Genomic DNA, 13,121 nt, shown 5'->3' with positions numbered 1-13,121 from the left:
TTGATTTAAAAAACCAAATTTAAAATTAATTACAACGAAAAGATAGTAATTAGTAAACTTTAACCCTTGTTGAACGTGTACATAGTCTTTTAAAAATCAAATTTGAGCTGCACTACAACATATTTTTTTTGTTCAGTGTTTAAATTATTTAAAGAAATTCCCAACAACCGCACGGAATCTTTCATTCGTTCTTGGTACAACAACTCTTTAACAACCTCTACAATAAGTGTTTTATCCGCAATAAAATAAGGCAACGTTTTACTGCGTGTTTGTTGTGTGAAATCACTGTATTTTATTTTTAAAGTAATTGTTTTTCCCGCTACATTGTGTTTTTTTAATCTTTTTTCTAAGGCGATTGCAATGATTTCCAATTGCTCCATCATGAAAACTTCAGAGGAGAGGTTGACATCAAAAGTATGTTCAGCGGCTACTGATTTGGTAATTCGGTTTGATTTTACCAAGCTGTTGTGAATTCCTCTTACAACATTGTAATAAAAAGTCCCTGATTTCCCAAAATGTTTCTCTAAAAATTCTAAAGATTTACTTTTCAGCTCTACACCAGTAAAAATACCGAGTTGGTACATTTTTTCTGTTGTCACTTTTCCAACGCCATAAAATTTTCGAATAGGTAATTCCTCTAAGAATGATAGCACTTCATCTGGACGTACGGTTTTTTGCCCATTTGGTTTGTTAAAATCACTAGCTATTTTAGCAACAAACTTATTAACCGATATGCCTGCAGAAGCCGTTAAACCCACCTCGTCAAAAATTCGTTGTCTTATTTCTTGTGCTAATAACGTTGCGCTAAGATTGCCTTTTTTGTTATGCGTTACATCCAGATACGCTTCATCAAGTGATAAGGGCTCTACTAAATCTGTGTATTCATAAAAAATCTTTTGAATCTTACTAGAAATTTCTTTGTACCGATCAAAACGAGGGCGTACAAAGATGAGTTCTGGACAATTTTTTTTGGCCATAACACCACTAATTGCACTTCGAACTCCAAATTTCCTTGCTTCATAACTTGCGGCAGCAACTACACCTCGGTTTTCAGAACCCCCAACCGCAATTGGTTTACCACGCAATAACGGATTGTCCATTTGCTCTACCGATGCATAAAAGGCATCCATGTCAACGTGTATGATTTTTCTATTAGGGCTTGCTTCTTGCATTACAATTTTTAACTAATCGAATGTTACAATTTTACTCTTTCTTAAAGTGTATAGAAATCTGTAATTCCGTTTTATTTCATTGCTAAGAATGACAATGTACACCATTGAACAATTTCTAACAATTATAATATTTAAACATTGCTACTAAACTACATAATAATAAATCCAACTTTTAAACTGCTTTTAGCACAATTTACATTATTACCAAGAGATAAAAAACTCTATAAAGTTAATCATTACTATCGCTACAGTTCAAAGAATTTATTAAAATAAAAAAGGCATAAATGAAGTAACTATAATTAATCCCTACATTTGATGTTTAAAATCGAAAAGTGTTTTAGCCCAGATAGCAGTGAAATCTTCGATTGAAAAAAACTATTTTTTTTTAGAAAAGAGCGCCCCAAGAAGCTCCTTTTTTAAAAAAGAAAAAAAGTTTTATGATTGAGAAATTGAAACGAATAGCTGGAAAAGCTTTAAATAATCAAACAAAACAAACATGATTGAAATAGAACGAAAATTTTTGGTTAAAGACGATTCGTTTAAGGCAGCAGCTTTTGCTAAAAATCGAATTGCACAAGGCTATTTAAGTTCAGTCGCGGAACGCACGGTTCGAGTACGAATAAAAGGCGAAAAAGGATATTTGACCATAAAAGGGATTTCAAATGATTTGGGTATGTCTCGATTTGAATGGGAAAAAGAAATTCCTTTATCCGAAGCAAAGGAATTATTATTGTTATGCGAAAAAGGTGCTATTGACAAAACTCGTTTTGAAATCAAATGCGGCTCTCATATTTATGAGGTCGATGAGTTTTATGGTGAAAATGAAGGATTGATTGTCGCAGAAATTGAACTTAGTTCTGAAACGGAAACTTTTGAAAGACCTTTTTGGCTGGGTGAAGAAGTAACCCATCTTAACCGCTATTACAACGCTTATTTGAGTAAGCATCCTTACAAAAATTGGTAATCTAATTATTTAATACTGATATTGTTACTTTCATTCCGCCACTATTTCTGTTGGAAGTAATGTCCATAAAAGCCCTTTTAGAAAGGTCGATTTCTCTAGATTTAACAAATGGACCTCTATCGGTAATTTCTACAATCACAGACTTGCCATTTTTTTCATTAGTCACTTTTACTTTAGTTCCAAAAGGAAGTTTTTTATGGGCTGCGGTATATTTGTTGTTGTCAAATTTTCTTCCGCTTGTAGTGCGTCTTCCATTAAATTTATCGGCATAATAGGAGGCATGAGCTTCTTTTTTATAGATTTTAAATTTACCTAATGACGCAAGCAAAGAATCTGTTTTACTTTCCTCAAGTTCAATTGTTGCTTTATTTTTCTTGAGTGTATCTTTTTGAGTAACTGCTTTTTGTTTTTCTAAGTTTGTGCTTTGACTACTGACAAAGGCAATACTGGCCAGTAAAAAAAATAACGTTATTGCTTTTTTCATATTTAATGTATTTGTTAAGCCTATTTTACAAAAACCATACCCTGATAAAAAAAGCTCTATTTCTAGAGCTTTGATTCGATTTTACAACCAAATTTTCCAAGGAATCCTACTTAAAATCAGAACTAATCCCAAACCATAAAAAATAGAGAAAGTTTTAAATTTTGATTCACTTGTCAAAAGTTTTTTATGCTTGGACCAACCTATCGTAATTAATGTAATAGCAATAATATTGATTAACGGATGCTCCAATGCTAATAATCTACTTTCTGTTGTAAGGCCTCCCATACCAACTGCTTTTATCATTTGTAATCCATTTGGAGAAACAAAATATAAAATGATACCCACTAAAAACTGAATGTGAATCGCTATTAAAGCAAACAAGGCGATTTTTCTATCTTTTAGTGTGAACTCTTTTTTTGAAGACATCCCAATTAAAGAATTTACCACTGCAATAACCAATATTAAAAGAGCTAGATAAGCCCATCCAGAATGGAATTTTTGAATAAAATTATACATAAATGTTGTTTTTGTTTAAACAAATATAAGAAAAAAAGACATAAAAAAACCCTCATTTTAATTGAAATGAGGGTTATCTATTTTTAAACTAAACTAGTTGAATGTATAACGAACACCAGTTTGCATTTGCCATCTTGATGAGTTTAAACCTACATCATCAGCTTGGTTGATAGTGTTACCTACAACTGGGTTGTAGCTAAAAGTAGGAGTGCTAGTTCCTGGCAAGAAACCTTCTTGAGTTAACAACTGTACTTGGTCAAAACCTGTAAAATATCTTTTACCCCAATTTTTATTTAAAAGATTGGTGAAGTTAAAAACATCAGCCGTGAATTCTAAAGTATGTTTCTTTTTACCAACGTTGATTGTAAATTCTTGTGCAAATTTCAAATCTACTACATGGCTGGTTTTTAGACGGTCACCATTACGTTCTGCATAACCACCTTTTCTACCTCTCAAGTACTCGTTCCCTTCAATAAATGCGCTTAAAGCTTCCCATTGTTGTTGTGGAGTCAAAGTATTGTTAGTAGTTGATACTAAAACAACCTCAGATTGTTGTTTTGGAATATATATTAAAGCTGAGCTAGAAAATGTATCCTGTAATAAGTTACCTCTGTCAGCATATACATAACTAATAGGAGTCCCTTGAGCACCTTCATAGAAGAAACCAATTCTAGTTTTAGTGAATTTATTCCATTTGAAAGTTGCGTTACCATTAGATACAATTCTTCTTCCTGGATCAAAATCAGATCTAGATAGTTCTAAACTATTAGCACCGTTGACTGTCTCTGTATTTCTCCATTGTGAACTGTTTTGAGATGAAGTAGCATCTAGCAAAACAGTAGATTTACCATAAGAATAAGTTCCAGAAATATTAGCATCAATAAAATCAGACCTAAAGTTCTTAGCCAATGTAAAAGCTACGTTATACGCTTTACCTTCACTTGTATTAGAACCTAAATAAATTCCCTCGTAAGTTCCATCTACGCGATTATTCCTACCGTTATAGCGAGGTCTTGTGTCTGCTCCTGTTAAATTACTTGAAGCAGCCCTAATATTTAAATTTTCATAAGTAACTGCGCTGATGTTATCATTATAAGTAATTTCAGAACTTAAAACAAAACCTAAAGGTAATTTTTGGTCAACACCGAAACTAGCTTTGAATACTTGTGGTAACTTAAAATCTTTTGAAAATAAGTTGATATCTCCACCTACACGGCCTGAACCTGGTCTTGGAAATTGAGGAGTATTTGGTAATCCAGTAAATTGAGCAGCCACACTTGGATTTGGATTAAAAGACGGCATCGTTGCAGGAATTACTCCTGATGACGAAGCATTTATAAAAATAGCTCCCTGAGATACTCCATTATTATTGTAAGTACCACCTGGCCAAACTAAAGGTAATCTTGAAGTAAAGACACCTAAACCACCTCTAATTTGAGTAGATTTTTTACCATTTACATCGTAATTAAAACCTACACGTGGTGCAAAATGAGGAGTAGTTCTTATAGAAGAACCTACAGTTGCGCCTTGCAAATTTTTTCCTGCAGCTCCTAATAAAGGAATAGTTCTTGTATTAAAATCTGTATTTGTTAGACCATCTTCCCAAACTGGAACATCAACTCTTACACCATATGAGAACTTGAAGTTATCAGTTACTCTCATTTCATTTTGGACATAAAAACCAAATTGTTTAGTCCCAAATTCAGCTGCTCCAAGAGATCCATCACCCTCTCCGCCAATTAATGAATAGTTCATTGCAAACGTAATTGGTTTTCTGTCTAGCAAGAAGTCATCAAGACTACGAAATGTGTAAGAACCAAAGTTATTTCCGAAAAATACATTTTTAGACTGTGCAAATTCATTATGAGTTCCAATGGTAATCTTATTTTTACCAACATTAATCTCAAAATTATCAGTAATAGTTAAGACACGTTGCTCTAATAAATTTGCTGTAGAAAATCCCTCTGCACCAAAATTAATGTTATTCCTAGTACTACCGTCATTAATTCTTACTGTAGGAAAAGGATTTCCAGCAGCATTTCTGTCATCATCAACGCTAGTGAAAGCAACTACTAAGTTATTTGAAAATTTATTACCAAATCTTGAGTTTAACTCTAAAGCTGTTGAATTAGTTACAGATTTAAACGTTTGGCTTCCATTAACAAAGTTGATGGCATTTGCCGTTGAACGACCTGGCGAAAATTCGTCAGCAGTAACATAACTATGCTTCAATGATAGTTTATGATTATCATTAATATTCCAGTCTAATTTAGCAATTAATTTATCGCTTACTAACGTACGAACGTTATTGTCAAAAACACCTGCATCATATCCATAAGTAGCTAGCTTGGTTCTTAACTCCCCTATTCTACTTCCAGATGGCCCTAAATATGTAGACACATCAAACGGCTGTGGCGTTTCGTTATCTTGTCTTTCGTAGTTAATGAAATAAAATAATTTATCCGTAATAAGTGCACCACCGGCACGAACACCGTAAGTTTGAGCAGTAAAGTCAGCTAGTTTTTTTCTTCCATTGACACCTGCTAATGAAGGAGGTGTTTTTCCAGCAATAGACTCATCACGATTAAAGAAATAAGCAGATCCTTCAAAATTGTTTGTTCCTGAACGTGTAATAGCACTAATGGCACCACCAGCAAAACCAGATAATTTAACATCATATGGCGCAACACTCACTTGAAATTGCTCGATAGCATCTACAGATATTGGACTTACTCCAGTTTGACCTCCATTAGTACCATTAGCAGCTAAACCAAAAACGTCATTACTAACAGCTCCATCAATATAAATTGCATTGAATCTATTATTTTGACCTCCAATAGACAAGACATCATCTCCTCTCAATTGAGCTTGAGGTGTTAGTCTTGCAAAATCAGCGATATTTCTTGATAATGATGGCAACGCTTTAATTTGATCTGAGTTGATTGTTGTTTGCGCCCCAGTTCTTTGCGAATTGAAAGTGTTGTTTTTTGAAGCTTTAACTACAACTTCTTGTAATTGATTGGACTCTTCAGATAAAACAACTTTAAACGTTTTGTTTTCTCCTAATTGCAAATACACGTCAGGATTAACAAAATCAGAGAAACCAACAAATGTTATAGTAACCTTGTATGGCCCACCAACTCTCATATTCGAAATACTAAAATTACCTGTGTAATCAGTAGAAGCCGTATAACGAGTACCGGATGGAGTGTGTACTGCAAGAATTGACGCACCAGGTAAGGTTAACATTTCTTTATCATACACATTACCACTAATAGAAGAATTAGTGTTACCCTGTGCATAAATGGTAGGGTTGGCGAAAAATAAAACCGCCAGCACAAATAACAACTTTAATAATTTTTTCATATTGTTTTGTTTATTAATATTTGGCAAAAATATAACATTTTTGTTTGAATAAGTTAACGCAACGTTAAGAATCGACTTTTTTTATTTATCTAAAATTGACTAAAAATGATTTAAGAGTTTTTTTAAAAAAAAAGATGAGATTACATCAATCAAAATTTATTTTCGATGCATTATTATCATTTATTACTGAATTATATCTATTAAAAAATAATGATGGTTTTTTTTAAAACTACTACATTAGAGCCCCTTAGACATAAAAAAACCTGATTTAAGTAAAATCAGGTTTCTAGAAGAACCGCTGTAAATTAAAAAAACGTCATGAAACTAAAAATCAAGCGTTATTTTATAAAAAAAACGATTTTTTAGCTCTTTTTATTCTTCAAAAAATGATTCAATAAGAAAGAAGTAGAGCTATCATGGTTTTGAATTGTATTTGTATTAATTTCCTCCAAAATAGAGTTTGCAAGCTGCTTTCCAAGTTCAACTCCCCACTGATCAAAGCTAAAGATATTCCAGATAATTCCTTGCACAAAAATTTTATGTTCATACGCTGCAATCAAGGAGCCTATCGTTTTTGGTGCTAATGTATCGATGAGGATGGTATTCGTCGGTTTGTTACCCGCAAAAACTTTAAACGGCAGAAGAAACTTCGCTTCCTCCTGTGAGATTCCTTGCTTTTGAAATTCAGCTTGAACCACAGCAGCAGATTTGCCATGCAGCAATGCCTCCGTTTGAGCAAAAAAGTTAGACATTAATTTATCATGATGATCTGTGTCTCCGTACAAAGGATTTACAAAACCTATAAAATCAGCGGGAATTAATTTTGTACCTTGATGAATCAACTGAAAAAAGGCGTGTTGCGCATTCGTTCCTGGCTCGCCCCAAATAATACTTCCTGTTTGGTACTGTACTGGTTTCCCATCGCGACCTATACTTTTGCCATTGCTCTCCATGGTTCCCTGTTGTAAATACGGCGCTAATTTCTGCAAATACTGCGTGTACGGAATTAAGGCTTCACTTTCGGCACCAAAGAAATTATTGTACCAAACACTCAATAATGCCAATATAACTGGCATATTTTTATCGAAATCAGCCGTTTTAAAATGCGTATCCATTTCATTTGCTCCTTCTAGCAATTCCTCAAAATTATCATAACCAACAGCTAGACTAATTGTTAATCCGACCGCACTCCATAAAGAAAAACGTCCGCCAACCCAGTCCCACATCGGGAAAACATTGTCTGGATTGATTCCAAACTTGGTTACCTTTTCAATATTTGTGGAAACTGCAACAAAATGTTTCGCTACATCCGCTTGGCTAGTGCCAAATTCCTGAGATAAAAACCATTTCCTGATAGTTTCAGAATTGGCTAATGTTTCTTGCGTTGTAAAAGTCTTGGAGACAATTACAAAAAGCGTTGTTTCTGGATTTAGTTTTTTTATAATTTCATTTACATGGTCACCATCCACATTAGAAACGAAATGAATATTGAGATTATTTTTATAAAATTGTAACGCTTCAACCGCCATTGCAGGCCCTAAATCTGACCCTCCAATTCCTATATTGACAACATCTGTAAAACGCTTCCCAGTAAAACCGGTTCTTGAACCCGAAATAACTTCATGTGTAAAAGCCTTTATTTTATTTTTTACCTCATAAACTTCTGGCACTACATTAACTCCATCCACTTTTATTGTTTGGGATTCCTTTGCACGCAATGCAGTATGAAGCACGGCTCTGTTTTCGGTTTGATTAATGATTGCTCCATCAAAATAATCAGCAATAGCACTTTTGAGTCCTACTTCATCAGCCAATGCCAACAATAGCTGAATCGTTTCTTGATTGATTATGTTTTTTGAATAATCCAGTAAAAAATTATTCCATTTTAAATTAAATTTATCTGTTCTGTTTGCATCCAACAGAAACATTTCTTGCATAGATGCATTTTGCATTTCGTGGTAATGCAATTCCAGTTTCTTCCAAGCACTAGTTGTTGTTGGATTTATTGTATGTAAAGCCATTTAATAGGTAGTTTGTAATATTATTTGAATTCGGCAAAAATACTGAAATTAGTTTTAATGCTAAATGCGTTTTCATTAATATCACAATTTACACAGAAAAACATCAGATATTATTCTTTTACCGCTGAGATCAAATGGCTACGAGTTTACCAAAAATAAGTTCTTACTCGATCGTTATGAATACGGTTATAGATTTGCAATACTGTCCAATTCGAATTTCAGTGGAGAGATTTTATTCATAAAACGACTTTTATTGCTTCCTGTCATAGGTTCTCCAGTAGGTAATTTTAATCGCAAGGCATCCACTTGAACACCATTTTTCCAAAAGCGATAGCACACATGAGGACCCGTGGCAAGACCAGTACTTCCTACTAAACCAATAACTTGTCCTTGACTGACACGTTGTCCGCGTCTCACTATTATTTTAGACATGTGGAGGTATTGTGTCGAAAAAGTTCCGTTGTGTTTTACTTTTACAAAATTTCCGTTTCCGGCTGTAAAACCGCTTTGCTCTACAACTCCACCTGCCGTAGCGGTTATGGGAGTGCCTCGAGGTGCCGCATAATCCGTTCCCTTGTGCGCTTTCCAGCGGTGCTGTACCGGATGAAATCTACTCGTTGAAAACCGAGAAGAAATTCTACTGAATTTTATAGGTGACTTCAGGAAGAAATTTTTAAGTGTTTTGCCTTGCTCGTCATAATAATCTACTTTACCTGATGTGGCATTTTGAACAAAAGGAAAAGCATAAATAATTTTTCCTTTGTATTCAAAAAAAGAAGCTTCTAGTTCCTCTACGCCATCATACACGGTATCATTGATGAATCGCTCCGTAAAAATTAGCGCAAAACGATCCCCTTTTTTGAGCTTCATAAAATCAATAGAATAGGCATAGATTTTTGTTATTTTACTGGCTAGAGCACCTTCAATTCTAGCATTCCCTAAAGTTTCAGATAATGATTCCTTGAGAACTCCGCCAATGGATCGACGTTTTATGGTGATTGGTTTTATTTTTTTATAAACAGTTACAGCCGTATCTCTAAAATCAACCACATAATAGCTCAAATTATCCGGTTGGTAGATAAAAACCTGTAAATCATTCTTCTTGTTTTTGGATCGAAGCATCGTAAAAGGCTTTTTAATTCTGATGGTTCTCACATCAAAACTATCTTTTACTTTTGCAATAATATCATATACTTGTCGATTTCCAATGTTTTGTTCCTCCAATAAAGTTCCAAAGGTATCTCCTTTTTCTACGGTATCATGAACCACATTAAAATCAGAATAAACAAAACCAAATTCACTTTTTTTAGGAGCACGTTTGACTACTTTTTCTGCTGTTATTTCTTCCGTCTTTTTACATGAAACCAAAGAAAAAAGTATAATTATAACTATGAATATTTGTTTCAAATCGTTTGTTTTAATTCAACCTACATTTCTATTCCCCAGTTTTTTAATTCATGGCTACTCCACAATTCAGGAAAAAAAATTCTTCTCTGATATTTTGGATGCATGTATTTTTTCCAGTCACTTCCACCAGTTGCTTCTCCATCCCCTTTACCGCTTTGTTCAATATATTTTTTTGCAGTATTCAAATGTTGCATTACCCAAGTTATATTTACCGTGTGATCATAATGGCGCATGGCATTTATTAGTTCAGGATTTTTTTGATCTATATCTGGAAGTTGTTTGAATTTTTGCCAAATATTTATGGTGTTGTATTCCTCCATATGATTTAGAAATAGCGCCTTGTATTTTCTTTCAAACTCTTCCAAAAGAAACGATTTTTTACCCGTAGAATATTCTTTTCCGGCTGCTTGCCAATACAAATGCTCTAGTGCAAATTCATACGGTGTGTTCCTATCTATGGAATCTCTATAACGGTGATCGATAAGATTTATTAGGTCTGTAGATGAAAATTCTATTAAACGGTACTGCGCACTTTGAAAACCACTTGCAGGAGTAAGCGTATTTCTAAATTTCATATACTGGTCTACTTCCATTCCGTCACCCATGATGCTAAAAGAAGTGGTTAGCATATCAAAATAGCGACTGATTCGCATTAATCTTTCTGTAAAAAAATCAGTTTGAATATTTTCACAATAGGAAATTTGGCGCATTTCCCAAAGTATCATTTTAAAAATTAATTCATTGACTTGGTGATACATAATAAAAACCATCTCATCGGGAAGAGTGGATCTTTGTATTTGCAAATTCAGTAAAGCATCGGTTTGAATGTAATCCCAATAGGTAATTGGTTTTGACCATAATAACCCTTCCAGCTGCGTTTCTGTTTTTTGATTAATTGCCTGGTATTTAGTTTCAATTTCTTTTAAAATCGCCTCCGAAGTAGCATTGTCGTTCATTATTTGTTTGTTTTAAAAGGATTTTTCAATCCTCTATAGGCTTCTATATCTGCTTTTATGGATCCTACTGCAAGGCTGGCTTTTATCCTAATGGGCAATTTATTATCGTCATCAGAAATCCAAACCGTTAAACTCTCTTGTTCTTTAAACACCCGTCCAGATTGAACTAAAGGTCTAAAAACCATAGTGGACACGTTACCAAATTTAGTAGTAATGGTTTCACGACCCATAAATTTGAGTTTAAATTTTGTTGTTTCATCATCAAAAAACATATCGATTGCAACTGACTCACCTACTTTTAGTTTGTCAATTCCAGGATAATTTCTTAAATAATAGAAAGTAGATAAAATGTCTTGCGTGTTTTTTGGAACAAAAAGTGTTTTTTCATTTTTATTCTTATAATCCTTAACAAGGACTTTGTTTGCAGCCTGATTAAAAAATCCTTCTTGGTTTTTGGTATAACCGCCTTCATTGATTTTTCGAACAAACTGATACGGATTTCTGGTATCCTTATCAATGTAGCTTTCATACAAATCGTCGACTTTAAAAAAAAATCGAGACATTCCTGTGGTATAGCCTTTCCCTACTACGTGAAAAGTTTTTTTGTTATTGAGTGTAGCATCTTTTACTTCTAAAGTGGCATAACCGGCGTTTACAATTCCATAATGAATTCTAAACTTAAACCATTCGCCAGCAGCGTAAGCATCTTCTTGGGGAGTATCAAAACTTGCTGTTAGTATCAATACAAAAAATAAAATCAGTTTTTTCATTATTATTTTTGTCAATTTATTGATTGTATAAGCAAATTTTATTCCAAATATATTAAAACAAAAAAACTCAGTCAAGTAATGACTGAGTTTTTATGCTATTAACTAACCAAAAAACTATAAACTATGAAATTTATATGAAATCAGGAAGGAAACCACCCCTTCCCTTTTTGCGAGTGCAAAGGTAGCTAACAAATTCAGTTATTTTAGCGAAAAACAAAGTTTAACACAACATTTACCAAGAAATAGGTTGCTTATTGGTTATTTTTTCACAATATGTAAAAATAATGCTTTTTTATAACGTTCCTCGCAATTGCTGTTCTCTCTCAATTGACTCAAAAAGAGCTTTAAAGTTTCCTGCACCAAACCCTTTGGCACCCATTCTTTGAATAATTTCAAAAAACAAGGTTGGCCTATCTTGTACTGGCTTGGTAAATATTTGCAATAAATACCCGTCCTCATCAGCATCGACCATGATGGCTAGTTTTTCAATTTCGTTAATATCTTCTTTCATCATTCCCATATGCGCACCAAGACGCTCCGGTATAGCTTCATAATACGTATGTGGCGGAGCAGATAAAAATTCGATTCCTCTTGCTTTCAATTGACTTACTGTTTTAATAATATCATCTGTTGCAATAGCGATATGCTGAATTCCAGGTCCGCCATAAAAATCTAGGTATTCCTCAATTTGTGATTTTTTCTTTCCTTCGGCAGGTTCGTTGATTGGGAATTTAATTCTACCGTTTCCGTTTGACATTACTTTACTCATCAATGCTGAATATTCCGTATTGATTTGTTTGTCATCAAAAGAAAGGAAATTTACAAATCCCATTACTTCTTCATAAAACTTAACCCAAGTATTCATTTCGTTCCAACCCACATTTCCTACCATGTGATCGATATACTTTAATCCAGTTGGTTCCGGATTGTAATCGGATTTCCATTCCTTGTAGCCAGGTAGGAAAACGCCTGTATAATTTTTGCGTTCCACAAAAATATGCACTGTTTCTCCGTAGGTATAAATTCCGGAACGTACTACTTCTCCAAATTCATCTTTCTCCACCGTAGGCTCCATAAAAGAACGGGCACCACGTTTCATCGTTTCTTCGTACGCACTTGTTGCATCTTCTACCCATAGCGCTGCTACTTTTACACCATCGCCATGTTTTCTCAAATGGTCGTGAATAGGCGAATCTTGCGTTAATGGCGTCGTAAGTACAATACGGATTTTGTCTTGTTTCAAGACATACGATGTTCTATCTCTTACTCCGGTTTCTAATCCGGCATACGCCAAAGACTGATACCCGAAAGCAGTTTTATAATAATGTGCGGATTGTTTTGCGTTTCCTACGTAGAATTCTACATAATCGGTCCCTAGTAAAGGAAGAAAATCTTGTGCGCCTTCAAATATTTTTTCTAGTCCGTATTCTACTGATTTTACTTCTTTGCTCATTGTGATTTATTT

The 13,121-nt window shown here is 34.0% G+C and carries 10 protein-coding genes; 1 reads left to right on the top strand and 9 read right to left on the bottom strand.

The features are described 5' to 3' along the window. Positions 1-89: 89 nt before the first annotated feature. Positions 90-1,172 (bottom strand): DNA polymerase IV, encoded by a 1,083-nt coding sequence (gene dinB / locus AC061C_RS09645; protein ID WP_478291002.1) that lies wholly within the window; start codon positions 1,170-1,172, stop codon positions 90-92. A 496-nt stretch (positions 1,173-1,668) separates the two neighbouring features. On the opposite strand from dinB, the gene AC061C_RS09640 reads away from it, so the two are divergent. Next, positions 1,669-2,136, top strand: coding sequence for a CYTH domain-containing protein (locus AC061C_RS09640; RefSeq protein ID WP_478291001.1), 468 nt, complete (start codon positions 1,669-1,671; stop codon positions 2,134-2,136). Between the two features lies 1 nt (position 2,137). Here AC061C_RS09640 and AC061C_RS09635 read toward each other — a convergent pair whose 3' ends face one another. From AC061C_RS09635 to hppD, 8 genes are all read right to left on the bottom strand, one after another. Then, a complete protein-coding gene (locus AC061C_RS09635) occupies positions 2,138-2,620 on the bottom strand; it encodes a septal ring lytic transglycosylase RlpA family protein (RefSeq protein WP_478291000.1) in 483 nt (160 codons plus the stop codon). Between the two features lie 81 nt (positions 2,621-2,701). Beyond that, complete coding sequence (locus AC061C_RS09630; RefSeq protein ID WP_417975806.1) at positions 2,702-3,136, bottom strand: hypothetical protein; 435 nt, start codon at positions 3,134-3,136, stop codon at positions 2,702-2,704. A gap of 93 nt (positions 3,137-3,229) precedes the next feature. Further along, positions 3,230-6,502 carry a TonB-dependent receptor gene (locus AC061C_RS09625; protein WP_478290999.1) on the bottom strand — a complete coding sequence of 1,091 codons (3,273 nt, stop codon included), beginning with the start codon at positions 6,500-6,502 and terminating at the stop codon, positions 3,230-3,232. A 362-nt stretch (positions 6,503-6,864) separates the two neighbouring features. Continuing rightward, positions 6,865-8,523 (bottom strand): glucose-6-phosphate isomerase, encoded by a 1,659-nt coding sequence (gene pgi / locus AC061C_RS09620; RefSeq protein WP_478290998.1) that lies wholly within the window; start codon positions 8,521-8,523, stop codon positions 6,865-6,867. A 186-nt stretch (positions 8,524-8,709) separates the two neighbouring features. Beyond that, positions 8,710-9,930 carry a M23 family metallopeptidase gene (locus AC061C_RS09615; protein WP_478290997.1) on the bottom strand — a complete coding sequence of 407 codons (1,221 nt, stop codon included), beginning with the start codon at positions 9,928-9,930 and terminating at the stop codon, positions 8,710-8,712. 20 nt (positions 9,931-9,950) lie between these two features. Further along, on the bottom strand, positions 9,951-10,886 hold the full coding sequence (locus AC061C_RS09610; protein ID WP_478290996.1) for a tryptophan 2,3-dioxygenase family protein: 936 nt from the start codon (positions 10,884-10,886) through the stop codon (positions 9,951-9,953). Continuing rightward, positions 10,886-11,656 carry a DUF3108 domain-containing protein gene (locus AC061C_RS09605; RefSeq protein WP_478290995.1) on the bottom strand — a complete coding sequence of 257 codons (771 nt, stop codon included), beginning with the start codon at positions 11,654-11,656 and terminating at the stop codon, positions 10,886-10,888. Before AC061C_RS09605 ends, AC061C_RS09610 begins: the two co-directional genes overlap by 1 nt. 292 nt (positions 11,657-11,948) lie before the next feature. Next, positions 11,949-13,109 (bottom strand): 4-hydroxyphenylpyruvate dioxygenase, encoded by a 1,161-nt coding sequence (gene hppD, locus AC061C_RS09600; RefSeq protein ID WP_417945385.1) that lies wholly within the window; start codon positions 13,107-13,109, stop codon positions 11,949-11,951. Positions 13,110-13,121 lie beyond the last annotated feature (12 nt).

It is taken from the genome of Flavobacterium sp. GNP010, from assembly GCF_056428945.1.
The sequence above is the reverse complement of the archived record's forward strand: the minus strand, read 5'-3'. Positions and strand labels throughout refer to the sequence as shown.